Source organism: Streptomyces sp. NPDC007162, from assembly GCF_040634175.1.
Taxonomy (GTDB): Bacteria; Actinomycetota; Actinomycetes; order Streptomycetales; family Streptomycetaceae; genus Streptomyces.
Window position 1 is genome coordinate 1 of sequence record NZ_JBEYFC010000208.1, and the last position, 14265, is coordinate 14265.

Consider the following 14265-nt stretch of genomic DNA (forward strand, 5'->3'; position numbering starts at 1 on the left):
GCGCAGGTGCCGCCGGCCCGGCGCTGGCTGTCGGACCGGCTCAAGCCCGGCGAGGGGCCGAGCGCCGAGCGGCGGGCGCGCAGCTGGTTCCGGGTGCGGTTCGTCGGCGAGGGCGGCGGCCGACGCGTGTTCACGGAGGTCTCGGGCGGCGATCCCGGCTACGGAGAGACGGCGAAGATGTTCGCCGAGGGAGCGCTCTGCCTCGCCTTCGACGAGCTGCCCGCGACGGCCGGGCAGGTCACCACGGCCCAGGCGATGGGCGACGCGCTCATCGAGCGGCTGCGGGCGGCCGGGATCGGGTTCCGGGTGGCGGCGACCCTGTGATGAACCCCCGGGCTCGGAGCTAGGCCTGCCACTGGAGCACGGTGTAGAGCATCCCGGCCGTCCATGCGAGCCCGGCCAGCACGGCGAGGACCAGCGCGGCCGTCATGGGGCGCTCGACGGGGCGGGCGGTGCGGGCCATGGATTCACGGTGTGTCGTCATGCGCCCAGCCTGCCGTCGGCGTGTAACAGCGGCATCCGTACTCGTACTCAGATTCGCTACTCGGACCGGGCTTCCCGCAGCGCCCCGCGGCACAGTGCGTCCGCGCGGCGGGTGGTCTCCGGCAGGCGGTACCGCGGGGTGAGCGCAAGGGCGTGGGCGCAGGCGTTGTCCAGGCTCACCCGGTGGCCGACGGAGACGAACACCGGCTTGACGGCGTCCCGGGTGCGCAGGGCGCGGCCGACTTCCTCGGTGCCCGCGAGCAGCGGCGCGTGGCAGCCGCGCGGGCCCTCCGGGTCGTCGTGGGCGAACGTGAACGGGTTCTTGGCGACGCCGATGGTGGGCAGGCCGGTGAGGACTCCGAGGTGGCTCGCGAGGCCGAAGCGGCGCGGGTGGGCGAGGCCGTAGCCGTCGCAGACCACCAGGCCGGGCGAGCAGGGCAGGGCGTCGAGGGCGGCCCGTACGGTGGGGATCTCGCGGAAGGCCAGCAGGCCGGGCACGTACGGGAAGGAGACCCGGCCGACGGCGGTCGCCTCGGCGACGGTCTCCAGGGTCGCCGCGTCCAGCACCACGGCCGCCGCCGCGACCAGGTCGCGTTCGTCGTCGTAGGCCACGTCCACGCCCGTCACGTGCCCGGTGCCGGGCGCCGGGCCCGGCTCGTCCAGGATCACCCGCCCCCGCAGTTCGTCCTGGACGGCCAGGGCGGCTTCCTCGGTCGCGGGCCAGCCCGCGGGTACGCATACGGTCGTCATGGTGACCCCGAGCGTACGGCGCGGCACGCGCGCGTGCGGCCACGGGGCCGCCCCGGCCCCCGCGGCACCCTCAGCTCTTCTTGGCGTCGACCGCGCGTTGCAGCTGGGCCTTGTTCATGTTCGACCGGCCTTCGACGCCCCGTTCCCTGGCCTCGTTGTAGAGCTGGTCCCGGGTCGGCCCCTCGGAGCCGCTGTGCGACCGTTTGCCGCCGCGCCTGCCGGACGACATGTCCTGGGTGGACGTGCGGCTCGCGGTCCTGGACTCGCCGGACCGGGCGCGTTCCTTGTTGACGGTCCGGGCGGCGATCTCCTCGGCGCGCTTCTCGCTCTCGCCCCGGTCGAGTGCGCTGTCCTTGATGTGCTCGTACTGGCGTTCCCGCTTGGGGCTGGATCCGCGTGGCATGACGACCGCTCCCTTCGTGGCTGTGCCGCCGTCGGGTACCCGGGTGTCAGCCCTCCAGACGCGCCGCCCGGCCCTGTTCGCCGGCCGCCCAGCAGCTGCGGTCCAGGGTGCAGGTCACGGTGTCGTAGGAGCCGGTGTCGACGGTCCGCCAGGTACGGCCGCCGTCGGTGGTCAGGTCGGTGCCGGTGGGGCCGACGGCGAGGGCCGCGGCGCGGCTGTGCGGGAGCCAGGCGACCCCGGAGCGGTAGCCGGGCGGCGGGGTGGCGGCGGGCCGCCAGCTCCGGCCGCCGTCCGCCGTGGCCGCCGCCGCCCGCTGGGAGGGCTGGTCCGCACGGTAGTCGCCGCCGACGGCGAGGCCGTGGGCGCGGTCGCGGAAGGCGAGGGCGAAGACGCCCTTGGCGGGGTCGCCCGCCGGGATCGGCGTGTCGGCCGCGGTCCAGGTCAGTCCCCGGTCGGTGGAGTGCAGCACGCGCGCGTGCGCGCCGCCACCGGTGGCCAGCCAGGCGTCCTTCGGCCCGGAGGTGACCAGGCACTGGCCGCTCGCCGCGAAGCCCGCCTCGCCGTCCAGGGCGGCCGGCATGCCCGCGTTCGGCAGCACCTGCCAGGTCCGGCCGCCGTCGCCGGTGGACAGGATGCGGAACCTGCCGTCGACCGGGTCGCTCACGGCGAGGCCGTGGCGGCGGTCGAAGAAGGCCAGGCAGTCGTAGAAGGCGGCCGGGTCGGTGTTGCGGAACGACTCGGTCCAGGTCGCGCCGCCGTCCTCGGTGCGGTAGACGCGCGACGCCTCGTTCTCGCCGATGGCCAGGACCACCGCGTGGCGGGCGTCGAACGCCTCGACGTCCCGGAACTGGAGGTCCGCCGCGCCCGGTGGAGAGACGTTCCGCCAGTGCGCGCCGCCGTCCGTGGTGCGCAGCACGGTGCCACCGGTGCCCGCCAGCCAGGCGGTGTCCCGGTCGACGGCGGCCAGGCCGCGGAAGCGCACGCCCGGGGCCCCGGTGTCCTTGATCGCCCAGTGCGGTGCCGGCGTCGCGGCCCGCGCGGAGCCGGCGGTCGGCGCGGCCAGGACCGCCGCGCACGCCACCCCCACGGCCGCCGCCCTGCTCGTCCGTCGTACCCGTCCGGTCCGTCTCGTGCTCCCCATACGCCTCATGGCGCGCGAAGCTAGCCCACTGCCCCGGTGGCGTAAAGAGGGCACGGTGGCCCCACGAGAGGTAAGCCGACGGTGTGAATAAGCCCGGTGACAGAGGTCACTCGCACCACATGTGCACGGATGGGCCGTGTACGTCGTCTCTTCCAGTGCCAGGTCTCACCCGCCCGGATATTCGTTCAGCCGTCATGAGGGAGCAAGGCGTTGTCCACCGTCATCGAGCAGCCCGTAGAGGCCCGCCTGGTCGCCGCGTCACCGCGCATGCCGAGCATTCCCGCCACCCTGCACTACGACCGCGAGGACCCCTTCGCCGTCCGCATGACCTTCCCCGCCCCGGCCACCCTGGAGGGTGTCGACGTCTGCTGGACGTTCTCCCGCGAACTGCTCGCGGCCGGCCTGCACGCGCCGGAGGGCGACGGGGACGTGCGGGTGCGGCCGTACGGGTACGACCGGACGGTGCTGGAGTTCCACGCCCCCGAGGGCACCGCCGTCGTCCATGTGCGCACGAGCGAGATCACCCGGTTCCTGGAGGCCACCGGGGACCTGGTGCCGACCGGTCTCGAACACCTTCAGCTGGACCTGGACCACGATCTCGCCGAACTGATGCGGGACGCCTGCTGAACCACCGCCGTGACCGCACGGGGTTAATTCCTTTGACACCCCTCCCGGCGTCTTCCTAGCCTGTTCCACGTCCTGTTGCCGTCGATTGGAGAAGGACGTTGCTCGTCTGAGGTCCTGAGACACCGCGGCACACCCGTGAGGTGTGTCCGTGGCGTTCGACCTCGGTGTACGAGCCGTCTCTCCGGCACGGGATCCCTTCCCCGGCCCCTCGGCTGCCCCGCGGTGTCTCGACACGCGTCTGCCCCCGACACCGCAAGCAACCGCGAGGCGCCCTTATGTCTGCTTCCGTCACCTGTACCGCCCTGTCCTTCTCCTGGCCCGACGGCTCCGCCGTCTTCGAGGGCCTGGACGTCGCCTTCGGACCCGGCCGCACCGGTCTGGTCGGCGTCAACGGCTCAGGGAAGTCAACCCTTCTGAAACTCGTCGCCGGCGAGCTCACCCCGTCCGACGGCACCGTGAAGGTGGCCGGCGAGGTGGGCTGCCTCCCGCAGAACGTCACGCTGGACACCGCGCTGCGCGTCGACGAGGTGCTCGGCATCGCCGCCCGGCGGGCCGCGCTGCACGCCATCGAGGCGGGTGACGCGTCCGAGGCGCACTTCGAGACCCTCGGCGACGACTGGGACGTCGAGGAGCGCGCCCTGGTCACCCTCGGCGAACTGGGGCTCGGCCACATCGGCCTGGACCGGACCGTCGGCGAGGTCTCCGGCGGCGAGTCGGTGCTGCTGCGGCTGGCCGCGCTGCTGCTGCGCCGTCCGGACGTGCTGCTGCTCGACGAGCCCACCAACAACCTCGACCTGTACGCCCGCAAGCGCCTGTACGCGGCCGTCACCTCCTGGCCCGGCGTGCTGATCGTGGTCAGCCACGACCGCGAACTCCTCGACCTGGTCGACCAGGTCGCCGACCTGCACGCCGGCGAGGTCACCTGGTACGGCGGCAACTTCTCGGCGTACGAGGAGGCCCTCGCCGTCGAACAGGAGGCGGCCGAGCGCATGGTGCGGGTCGCCGAGGCCGACGTCCGCAAGCAGCGGCGCGAACTGACCGACGCCCAGGTGAAACTGGCCCGCCGCAAGCGCTACGGGCAGAAGATGTACGAGCAGAAGCGCGAGCCGAAGATCGTCATGGGGGCGCGCAGGCGGGCCGCGCAGGAGTCGGCAGGCAAGCACCGCATCATGCACGAGGAGCGGCTCGCCGAGGCGAGGGAGCGGCTCGACGAGGCGGTGGAGGCGGTACGGGACGACGACGAGATCCGCGTCGAACTGCCGTACACGGCCGTGCCGCCGGGCCGCAACGTGCTGACCCTGGAGAACCTGGAGCTGGCCCACGGTTCGCGGGTCGAGGGGATCCTGGAGCTGCGCGGCCCCGAGCGGATCGCGCTGATCGGGCGCAACGGGGCGGGCAAGACGACGCTGCTGCGTACGATCGCCGGTGAACTGGCTCCGGTCGCGGGCGAGGCGCACACCCATGTGCCGCTGCGCTTCCTGCCCCAGCGCCTCGACGTCCTCGACGACGGGCTGAGCGTCGTGGAGAACGTGGCCCGGTTCGCGCCGGGCGCCACCAACAACCGGATCCGGGCGCGCCTGGCCCGCTTCCTGTTCCGGGGCGCCCGCGCCGACCAGAAGGCGGCCACGCTCTCCGGCGGCGAACGGTTCCGGGCCGCCCTGGCCGCGCTGCTGCTGGCCGAACCCGCCCCGCAGCTGCTGATGCTGGACGAGCCGACGAACAACCTCGACATGGCGAGCGTCCGGCAGCTGACCACGGCCCTGGAGTCGTACCAGGGCGCCCTGGTCGTGGCCAGTCACGACGTGCCGTTCCTGGAGTCGGTCGGGATCACCCGCTGGCTGCTGATGGCCGACGGCGCGCTGACGGGCACCTCACCGGAGGAGGTGACGCGGCTCGGGGAGGGCACAGCCTGATGACGGGGGTTTTGTCGACACCGGCCCGCCCTGCATGATGGCGGTCCGGCACCCCCACGACGGGTGCCGGACCGCGCCCCCGACCCCGGAGACCCGACGTGCCCAGCAAGAAGGCCCTCGTCCGCCGCCCCAGCCCGCGCCTCGCCGAAGGTCTGGTGACGCACATCGAGCGGGAGAAGGTCGACGCCGAACTCGCCCGGGAGCAGTGGGAGGCGTACGTGGAGGCACTGCGCGCGCACGGCTGGGAGACCGTCGAGGTGGACCCCGAGGACGACTGCCCGGACTCGGTCTTCGTCGAGGACACGGTCGTCATGTACAAGAACGTGGCGCTGATCACCCGGCCCGGCGCCGAGTCCCGGCGGGCCGAGACCGCGGGCGTCGAGGAGGCGGTGGCACGCCTCGGCTGCTCGGTCAACTGGGTGTGGGAGCCGGGCACCCTGGACGGCGGCGACGTCCTGAAGGTCGGCGACACCGTCTACGTCGGCCGCGGCGGGCGGACCAACGCGGCCGGGGTGCAGCAGCTGCGGGCCGCCTTCGAACCGCTGGGTGCCCGTGTGGTGGCGGTGCCGGTGAGCCGGGTGCTGCACCTGAAGTCGGCGGTGACCGCGCTCCCCGACGGGACGGTTCTCGGGCACATCCCGAACGTGGACCGGCCCTCGCTGTTCCCGGGCTTCCTGGCGGTGCCCGAGGACGCGGGCGCCCACGTGGTACTGCTCGGCGGCGGCAAGCTGCTGATGTCGGCGAGTGCCCCGAAGACCGTCGAGTTGCTGACCGATCTCGGCCACGACGTCGTCACGGTGGACATCTCCGAGTTCGAGAAGCTGGAAGGATGTGTGACGTGCCTCTCGGTCCGGCTGCGGGAACTGTATGTCTGACGGGTGATCGATTCGCCTCTCCACCCCTGGGACCTGCGGGTCCCAGGGCTGGTTGGCATGTCCCGATTCGCCTTGCGCACAGCACCTGATCAGCGATCTTTACAGCGCACTTAACCTACGTCTTCGTAACCTACGGATTCGTAGCCTACGATCTCGTAGGTTCCCGGCCCCGCTCGCCGGTTCTCTCGCGTTCCTTCCCCCTGTACGGCGTCCCCCTGGAGTTCTCGTGACGATCACTTCTCCCCACCTCGGCAGCTCGTCCGTCTGGACCGACGCACGGCTGCTGTACGCCCTGGAGGAAGTGGTCGAGAAGGAGCTGAACCGCCATCTGACGGTCGCCAAGGACTGGATGCCGCACGAGTACGTGCCCTGGACCGACGCCCGTAACTTCCCCGGTTTCTTCGAGGACGGGCAGGCCTGGGAGAAGGAGCAGTCCAAGGTCACCGAGATCGGCCGGATCGCCCTGGTGGTGAACCTGCTCACCGAGGACAACCTGCCCAGCTACCACCACGAGATCGCCTCGCTGTTCGGCCGGGACGGTGCCTGGGGCACCTGGGTGCACCGCTGGACCGCCGAGGAGGGCCGGCACGGCATCGTCATGCGTGACTACCTGCTCGCCTCGCGCGCGGTCGACCCGGACAAGCTCGAGGCGTTCCGGATGTCGCACATGAGCGAGGGCTTCCAGTCGGACAACAGCCACTCGATGCTGCACTCGGTCGCCTATGTGGCCTTCCAGGAACTCGCGACCCGCATCTCGCACCGCAACACCGGCCACCAGTCCGGTGATCCGGTCTGCGACCGCATGCTGGCCCGCATCGCGACCGACGAGAACCTGCACATGGTCTTCTACCGCAACCTCCTGAAGTCCGCGTTCGAGCTGGCCCCCGACCTGACCATGCAGGCGGTGCGGGACGTCGTGGTCAACTTCCGGATGCCCGGCCACGGCATCCCCGGCTTCGAGCGCGCCGCCGCCCAGATGGCGATCGGCGAGGTCTACAACCTGCGCATCCACCACGACGACGTGCTCCAGCCGGTACTGCGCCACCTGAAGGTGCTGGAGATCGACGGGCTCGGCCCCGAGGGCCTGCAGGCGCAGGAGGAACTCGGCCTGTTCATGGGCGGACTGAACGCGGAAGCCCTCAAGTTCGACGAGAAGCTGGCCGCACGCAAGGCCCGGATGGCGGCCCGCGCGGGCGCCTGACGCCGCGGGGACCGCGGGCGGGGGCACACGCGGTGCCGTGGGTTCAGCGCGCCCGGCGCAGTTGCAGGCGCTCCTTCTCGGAGAGGCCGCCCCAGACGCCGAAGCGTTCGTCGTTGTCCAGCGCGTACTCCAGGCAGGTGGAGCGCATCTCGCACATACCGCAGATGCGCTTCGCCTCGCGCACCGAGCTGCCGGGCTCGGGGAAGAAGAAGTCGCCCCCGGTCTGCGCGCACAGCGCCTGCGCCTGCCAGGCCGGGACGGGCGTGCGGGGCGTGGTCATGGTGTCGAAGTGCATGGCCAGGATCGTGCCGTGCGGGGAAAAACGTTCGATCAACGCCCGCTCAACGCGGCGTCGGGGGACCACACCGGTGTCGATGATGCGCCTGCGCGCCACGCCCGTGCACGGCGGCGCGCGGGACGGATCCGGTTCGGTGGGCGTGGTCCGGCCCTGATTGTCAGTGGGCGGTGGAAGACTCGGTGGAGCAGAGAACGGGACCCTTACGAGGAGGGCGATGATGCTCACCACCCGTTTCGTCAACGGCGCTCCCAACTGGGTCGACCTCGGCACCCCCGAGATCGACGGCGCCGTCTCCTTCTACCACGGTCTCTTCGGCTGGCAGTTCCAGTCGGCGGGGCCCGATGCCGGTGGCTACGGGTTCTTCCAGCTCGACGGCCGGACGGTGGCCGGCGGTGTGCAGACCGCCCCGGAGCAGGGCCCACCGGCCTGGACGGTGTACTTCCGCAGTGACGACGCGCAGGCGACCGCCAAGACCGCCGAGCAGGCGCACGGCGGTGTCCTCCTCCAGCCGACGGACGTGATGGACCAGGGCCGGGTGGCGCTCCTCTCCGACGAGGCGGGCGTGCCCTTCGGCATCTGGCAGCCCGCGTCGCGGAAGGGGGTGGACGTGGCGGGCGATCCGGGTTCGCTGTGCTGGGTCGAGCTGTACACCGCGGACATCGCGGCGGCCGCCGCCTTCTACTACAAGGTGCTGGGTCTTGAGACCTCCGGAGCGCCGTTCCCCGGTGGGACCTACACCTGTGTCAATCCGGCGGGTGGCGACGAGGAGTCGATGTTCGGCGGGATGGTGCCGCTGGCCGAGGACCCGGCGGAGGCGCAGGTGGGCGCGTACTGGCTGCCGTACTTCGAGGTGGAGGACCCGGACGCGGTGGTCGAGAAGGCCCAGCAGACGGGCGGCAGGGTGCGGATGCCGGCCACCACGCTGGAAGGGGTGGGCCGGATGGCCAAGCTGGCCGACCCGTACGGCGCCAGGTTCGCGGTGATCAAGGGCGAACCGCAGCAGAGCTGAGAGCCGCGCGGGCCAGGGCGGAAGCGAGCTAGGCGGAGGCGCGCCGTACCAGTGTCGTGGGCAGGATGACACTGGACGGTGCGCCCGCCGACTCGCCCCGGTGCAGTCCGCGCAGCAGTAGCCGGGCCATCAGCCGGCCCATCTCCTCGATGTCCTGACGGACCGTCGTCAGCGACGGTCCGTCCTGCTCGGTGACGGGCAGGAGGTCGTCGAATCCGATCACGGCCACGTCCTCGGGCACCCGGCGACCGTGTTCGCGCAGCACGCGCAGGGCGCCGAGCGCGGTCAGGTCGTTGGCGGCGAACACGGCGTCGACGTCCGGGCAGCGGTCGAGGAGTTCGGCCATGGCGCGCTCCCCGCCGGCCGGGGTGAAGTCGCTCGTCACGACCAGCCGCGGGTCGGTCTCCCCCATGACGTCCCGGTAGCCGTCGAGGCGGTCGGCCGCGGACGTCTGGTCCAGGGGCCCGGTGATGTGCGCGATCCGGGTCCGCCCGAGACCGGCGAGATGGCGTACGGCGTCCCGGGCGCCGCCCCGGTTGTCGCAGTCGACGTACACGACGTCGTTCGAGCCGTCGCTCCAGCCGGGCCGCCCGCCGAACACGGTGGGGACCTTGACGCCCTCGATCAGGCCGGGCAGCGGATCGTCGAGGTGGAGCGAGAAGACGAGCGCGCCGTCGACGTGGCCGCCGGCGAGATAGCGGGCGACCCGCGCGTGGTCGTCCCGTCCCTCGGTGAGCAGCAGTACCAGTTGGTTGTCCTGGGCCGTCAGCTCCTTGCTGATGCCGCGTAGTTGGAGGGCGAAGAACGGGTCGGTGAAGATCCGGATCTCGGGTTCGGCGATCACGACGGCGACGGCGTCGTGCCGTCTGGTCACCAGGGAGCGAGCTGCCTGGTTGGGGACGTAGCCGAGTTCCTCGACCGCCTGCCGGACCCGTGCCACGAGGGGCTCACGCACGCCGTCGCCGCCGTTGACGACCCGGGACGCGGTCGCCCGGGACACCCCGGCCCGCGCGGCCACGGCCTCCAGGGTGGGGCGCGACACTGCCTCGGACACCTCGGCCCTCCTCGTCGGCGGCTGCCGATCAGCATAGCCCCGGGTGACAGGAGTTCCGGGAGCGCTCCCGGAGCCCGGGCGGTCAGGAGGGCTGTTCGGGCCGGGCCCGGCTCGGCTGGACGCGCTTCGGCTCGCCCGGCATCTTCGGGTACTCGGGCGGGTACGGCAGGTCACCGAGGCCGTGCTCGTGTTCGTCGCGGCGGGCGAGTTCCAGGAGGGCGTCCAGGGAGAAGGCGTGGTCGTCCATGTCGGCGTGCACGTCGCCCACTTCGGCGAACCGGGCCGGCATGGTGACGAGGTCGAAGTCCTCGGGGCGGACGTCGTCGACCTCCACCCAGCGCAGCGGCGCGGAGACGGGGGCGTCCGGGCGGGGCCGCAGGGAGTAGGCGGAGGCGATGGTGCGGTCCCGGGCGGTCTGGTTGTAGTCGACGAAGATGCGCTCGCCGCGTTCCTCCTTCCACCACCTGGTGGTCACCCGGTCCGGCAGCCGGCGTTCCAGTTCGCGGCCCACCGCGATCGCGGCGCGCCGGACCTGGGTGAAGGTCCAGCGCGGCTCGATGGGCACGAACACGTGCAGGCCACGGCCGCCGGAGGTCTTGGGCCAGCCCCGCAGTCCGCCGAACTCGTCGAGGACGACGCGCAGTTCGTGGGCGGCGCGGACGGCGTCGGCGAAGCCGGTGCCGGGCTGCGGATCGAGGTCGATGCGGAGTTCGTCGGGGCGGTCGACGTCGGTGCGGCGCACCGGCCACGGATGGAAGGTGAGGGTGCCGTACTGCGCCGCCCACACCACGGCCGCCTCTTCGGTGGGGCACATCTCGTCGGCGGTGCGGCCGCTGGGGAAGGTGATGTGGGCGGTGGGGATCCAGCCGGGCATGCCCTTGGGCGCGCGCTTCTGGTAGAACCACTCGCCCTCGACTCCGTCCGGGTAACGCTGGAGGGTGGTGGGGCGGTCGCGCAGGGCGCGCAGGATGCCGGGGCCCACGGCCGCGTAGTAGCGGGCGACGTCCAGCTTGGTGAAACCGCGCTCCGGGAAGAACACCTTGTCCGGGCTGGACAGCCGTACCGTCCGGCCGGCCACCTCCAGTTCCACCGCATCGCCCATGCGGCCACGGTAGGCGCACCGTCCCTGCCCCGCACATCGGCCCGCGCCTCGCGACGAGCGGGGCACGGTGAGCGCTCGTAGAGTCGAACGCATGGATCTGCCGGTGATGCCGCCCGTGAAACCGATGCTCGCCAAGCCGGTGGCGAGCATCCCGCCGGACATGCAGTACGAGGCGAAGTGGGACGGCTTTCGCGCGATCGTGTTCCGGGACGGCCCGGAGGTGGAGCTCGGCAGCCGCACCGGGAAGCCGTTGACCAGGTACTTCCCGGAGCTGGTGGCGGCGCTGACGGAGCGTGTGCCCGAACGCTGCGTGCTGGACGGGGAGATCGTGATCGCCCGGGAGGGCCGGCTGGACTTCGACGCGCTGACCGAGCGGATCCATCCGGCGGACTCCCGGGTGCGCACGCTGGCGGAGCGGACGCCCGCCTCCTTCATCGCCTTCGACCTGCTGGCGCTGGCCGACGAGTCCCTCCTGGACGTCCCGCTGACCGACCGCCGCGCCCTGCTCACCCGGGCGCTGTCCGGGGTGACGCCGCCCGTGCACCTCGCCCCGGCGACGACCGACGTCGAGGTGGCCCGGCAGTGGTTCGAGCAGTACGAGGGGGCCGGACTCGACGGGGTCATCGCCAAGCCGCTCACCCTGCGGTACCGCCAGGACGAGCGCGCCATGTTCAAGGTCAAGCACGAGCGGACCGCCGATGTCGTGGTGGCGGGCTACCGCCTCCACAAGAGCGGCCCGGTGGTCGGCTCGCTGCTGCTCGGCCTGTACGACGACCGGGGCGCCCTCCAGCACGTGGGGGTGTCGGCCGCGTTCCCGATGAAGCGGCGGTCCGAGTTGGTCGAGGAGCTGGAGCCGCTGCGCATGGCCGACGTCTCCGGGCATCCGTGGGCCGCCTGGGCCGAGGAGGCGGCCCACGAGTCGGCCCGGCTGCCGGGCGCGCCGAGCCGCTGGTCCGGCAAGAAGGACCTGTCCTGGATCCCGCTGCGGCCGGAGCGGGTGGCGGAGGTGGCGTACGACCACATGGAGAACGGCGCCCGCTTCCGGCACACGGCCCGGTTCCGCCGCTGGCGCCCGGACCGGGCACCGGACAGCTGCACCTACGCCCAGCTGGAGGAGCCGGTGCGGTACGACCTCGCGGAAATCCTGGGGTCGTGAAGGCCACGAGGGCCGTACGGGTGTCAGGGACCGTGAAGGTCCGGAGCGGCGGCTAAGGCTTGAAGAGGATCTTGACCGCGCCGTCCTGCTTGCGCTGGAACATCTCGTAGGCGTGCGGCGCCTCGGACAGCGGCAGCCGGTGGGTGGCGAAGTCCGCCACGCCGAGCGGGTCCTCGTCGGTCAGGTACGGCATGACCTGGTCGGTCCAGCGGCGGACGTTGGCCTGGCCCATGCGCAGCTGGATCTGCTTGTCGAAGAGGGTGAGCAGCGGCAGCGGGTCGGCCATCCCGCCGTACACCCCGCTGAGGGAGATCGTGCCGCCGCGGCGGACCAGGTCGATCGCCATGTAGAGGGCGCCGAGCCGGTCGACGGCGAAACGTTCCGCGAGCGGTCCTGCGATCTTGCGGGGCAGCAGCCCGGTCGCGGTCTGGGCCAGCTTGGCGGCGGCGCTGCCGTGCGCCTCGGTGCCGACGGCGTCGATCACGGCGTCCGGGCCCCGGCCGTCGGTCACGTCGTGGATCGCCCGGACCAGTTCCTTCTCGTCGTCGAACACCCGCAGGTCGTACGTCTCGACGCCCCGGCGGCCGGCCCGCGCCAGTCGTTCGGGCACCAGGTCGATGCCGAAGACCCGCTCGGCCCCGCGCGCCTTGGCGATCCGGCAGGACATGTCGCCGATCGGGCCGAGGCCGAGGACGGCCACGGTGCCGCCGGGCGGTACGGCGGCGTACTCGACGGCCTGCCAGGCGGTGGGAAGCACGTCGGAGAGGTAGACGAAGCGGTCGTCGGGCGGCCCCTCGGGCACCTTGATGGGACCGTAGTGGGCCTGCGGGACGCGCAGGTACTCGGCCTGGGCGCCGGGAACCGCGCCGTAGAGGCGGGTGTAGCCGAACAGGGCGGCGCCCATGCCCTCGCCGGTGACCTGGGTGACCTCGCACTGGGTCATCAGGCCGGCCGAGCACATGAAGCAGTGCCCGCAGGCGATCTGGAAGGGCACCACGACCCGGTCGCCCCGCCGCAGGTTCGGCACCTCGGAACCGGTCTCCTCCACGATCCCCATGGGCTCGTGACCGAGGATGTCGCCCGGGGTCATGAACGGGGTGAGCACCTCGTACAGGTGCAGGTCCGAGCCGCACAGGCCGGACGAGGTGATGCGGATGACGGCGTCCGTGGGCTCCTCGATCCGGGGATCGGGTACTTCCTCCACCCGGACGTCCCGCCGACCCTGCCAGGTGACTGCCTTCATGGCTCGCGCTCCCTCTGTCGCGTGCGCCGGTCGCGGCCACGCGCTCGACATCACGGCCCCGGCCGGGTACCCGAGCGCTCCGGCCCGAACCGCCGCCGGCCGCGGTGACCGCTCGGGCCACCGGGCCGCCGTCATCCCGGTGACGGCGCCTCCAGTGCCCCCCTAGCCCTGCGGGACCAGCGGCTCGGTGGGATTGCGGAGGCCCTCCGCCGCGTCCGCGACCCGGCGGATGAGCTCGAAGAACTGGGTCTGCTCCGCGGCCGACAGCGGAGCCAGGAAGACCTGGTTCATCCGCGCGGTGCGCACGACGAGCTTGCGGTGGGTGCGCAGCCCGTCGTCGGTGAGGCGCAGCAGGAAGCGGCGGCCGTCCTGCGGGTCGCGCACCTTGTCGAGCAGCCCGCGCCGGATGAGCCGACTGATGACCTCGGCGATGGTCGACCGGTCCAGGCCCACCCTCTCCCCCACGGTCCGCTGGTCCAGCCCCGGCTCGGCGACCAGCGCGTTCAGGACGGCGAACTGCGGTGAGGTGGTCTCCTCCGAGACCATCGTGTTCCACAGCAGGTAGTGGGCCTGCTGCAGGCGCCGGGCCAGGTGCCCGGGGTGGGTGGTCAGGTCCACCGCGGCCATATGTGCCCCCCATGGTCCGAGTTAGTTGGTGCACTGAACGATACTCGGCCTTGACTGACCTTGGTACTGGTGGCAGCGTGAGCTACAGCTCGCCGAAATGCTCAGTGCCCTGATTAATTGGTCGACCGAGCGCCAGGAAGAGATGAGAGACCCAGCTCATGACACTCACCCAAGCCGACATCGACCTCGAGATCGCCGCCGAACACGCCGCCTACGAGAAGCGCGTGGCCGAAGGCGCCCCCGTCGAGCACCACCCCCGGCGGGACTACGCCCCCTACCGGTCCTCCCTGCTCCGGCATCCGAAGCAGCCGCTGGTCGCCATCGACACCAGCAAGGACCCGGAGCTGGTGGAGCTGCACTCCCCTGCCTTCGGCGAGCGGGAC

General features: G+C 72.1%; 15 protein-coding genes and 2 pseudogenes. 8 read left to right on the top strand and 9 right to left on the bottom strand.

Going from position 1 to position 14265, the window contains the following annotated elements:
* Positions 1-324, top strand: a pseudogene (locus tag ABZ646_RS23855) (saccharopine dehydrogenase); the annotation flags it as partial.
* Between the two features lie 19 nt (positions 325-343).
* Here ABZ646_RS23855 and ABZ646_RS23860 read toward each other — a convergent pair.
* From ABZ646_RS23860 to ABZ646_RS23875, 4 genes are all read right to left on the bottom strand, one after another.
* The gene (locus ABZ646_RS23860) at positions 344-484 is read right to left on the bottom strand and encodes a hypothetical protein (protein ID WP_360522348.1); all 141 of its coding nucleotides are present in this window, start codon (positions 482-484) and stop codon (positions 344-346) included.
* 56 nt (positions 485-540) lie between these two features.
* Entirely contained in the window at positions 541-1233 is a 693-nt protein-coding gene (locus ABZ646_RS23865; protein ID WP_360522351.1) for an endonuclease V, read from the bottom strand.
* Positions 1234-1303: 70 nt separating this feature from the next.
* Positions 1304-1636, bottom strand: coding sequence for a plasmid stabilization protein (locus ABZ646_RS23870; RefSeq protein ID WP_360522354.1), 333 nt, complete (start codon positions 1634-1636; stop codon positions 1304-1306).
* A 46-nt stretch (positions 1637-1682) separates the two neighbouring features.
* The gene (locus tag ABZ646_RS23875; RefSeq protein ID WP_360522357.1) at positions 1683-2777 is read right to left on the bottom strand and encodes an oxidoreductase; all 1095 of its coding nucleotides are present in this window, start codon (positions 2775-2777) and stop codon (positions 1683-1685) included.
* Between the two features lie 210 nt (positions 2778-2987).
* Between ABZ646_RS23875 and ABZ646_RS23880 the strand changes: the two genes are divergently transcribed.
* The 4 genes from ABZ646_RS23880 to ABZ646_RS23895 all read left to right on the top strand — a co-directional run bounded on the left by ABZ646_RS23880 (position 2988) and on the right by ABZ646_RS23895 (position 7393).
* Entirely contained in the window at positions 2988-3404 is a 417-nt protein-coding gene (locus ABZ646_RS23880) for an SsgA family sporulation/cell division regulator (RefSeq protein WP_360522359.1), read from the top strand.
* A 275-nt stretch (positions 3405-3679) separates the two neighbouring features.
* Positions 3680-5317 carry an ABC-F family ATP-binding cassette domain-containing protein gene (locus ABZ646_RS23885; RefSeq protein ID WP_360522362.1) on the top strand — a complete coding sequence of 546 codons (1638 nt, stop codon included), beginning with the start codon at positions 3680-3682 and terminating at the stop codon, positions 5315-5317.
* A 98-nt stretch (positions 5318-5415) separates the two neighbouring features.
* Positions 5416-6192 (top strand): dimethylargininase, encoded by a 777-nt coding sequence (gene ddaH, locus ABZ646_RS23890; protein ID WP_360522365.1) that lies wholly within the window; start codon positions 5416-5418, stop codon positions 6190-6192.
* A gap of 226 nt (positions 6193-6418) precedes the next feature.
* Entirely contained in the window at positions 6419-7393 is a 975-nt protein-coding gene (locus ABZ646_RS23895; protein WP_360522368.1) for an acyl-ACP desaturase, read from the top strand.
* 43 nt (positions 7394-7436) lie between these two features.
* Here ABZ646_RS23895 and ABZ646_RS23900 read toward each other — a convergent pair whose 3' ends face one another.
* A complete protein-coding gene (locus ABZ646_RS23900) occupies positions 7437-7727 on the bottom strand; it encodes a WhiB family transcriptional regulator (protein WP_360522371.1) in 291 nt (96 codons plus the stop codon).
* Positions 7728-7908: 181 nt separating this feature from the next.
* On the opposite strand from ABZ646_RS23900, the gene ABZ646_RS23905 reads away from it, so the two are divergent.
* Entirely contained in the window at positions 7909-8700 is a 792-nt protein-coding gene (locus tag ABZ646_RS23905; RefSeq protein WP_360522389.1) for a VOC family protein, read from the top strand.
* A 28-nt stretch (positions 8701-8728) separates the two neighbouring features.
* Here the strand turns inward: ABZ646_RS23905 and ABZ646_RS23910 are convergent, their stop codons facing one another.
* On the bottom strand, positions 8729-9754 hold the full coding sequence (locus ABZ646_RS23910; protein ID WP_360522374.1) for a LacI family DNA-binding transcriptional regulator: 1026 nt from the start codon (positions 9752-9754) through the stop codon (positions 8729-8731).
* An 82-nt stretch (positions 9755-9836) separates the two neighbouring features.
* Entirely contained in the window at positions 9837-10856 is a 1020-nt protein-coding gene (ligD, locus tag ABZ646_RS23915; RefSeq protein ID WP_360522377.1) for a non-homologous end-joining DNA ligase, read from the bottom strand.
* A 91-nt stretch (positions 10857-10947) separates the two neighbouring features.
* On the opposite strand from ligD, the gene ABZ646_RS23920 reads away from it, so the two are divergent.
* Entirely contained in the window at positions 10948-12012 is a 1065-nt protein-coding gene (locus ABZ646_RS23920; RefSeq protein WP_360522380.1) for an ATP-dependent DNA ligase, read from the top strand.
* A gap of 52 nt (positions 12013-12064) precedes the next feature.
* Here ABZ646_RS23920 and ABZ646_RS23925 read toward each other — a convergent pair whose 3' ends face one another.
* Positions 12065-13255 carry a zinc-dependent alcohol dehydrogenase gene (locus tag ABZ646_RS23925; protein WP_360522383.1) on the bottom strand — a complete coding sequence of 397 codons (1191 nt, stop codon included), beginning with the start codon at positions 13253-13255 and terminating at the stop codon, positions 12065-12067.
* Positions 13256-13417: 162 nt separating this feature from the next.
* Entirely contained in the window at positions 13418-13882 is a 465-nt protein-coding gene (locus tag ABZ646_RS23930) for a MarR family transcriptional regulator (RefSeq protein ID WP_360522386.1), read from the bottom strand.
* A 158-nt stretch (positions 13883-14040) separates the two neighbouring features.
* Here ABZ646_RS23930 and ABZ646_RS23935 point away from each other — a divergent pair.
* A pseudogene (locus tag ABZ646_RS23935) lies at positions 14041-14265 on the top strand (protocatechuate 3,4-dioxygenase subunit beta); the annotation flags it as partial.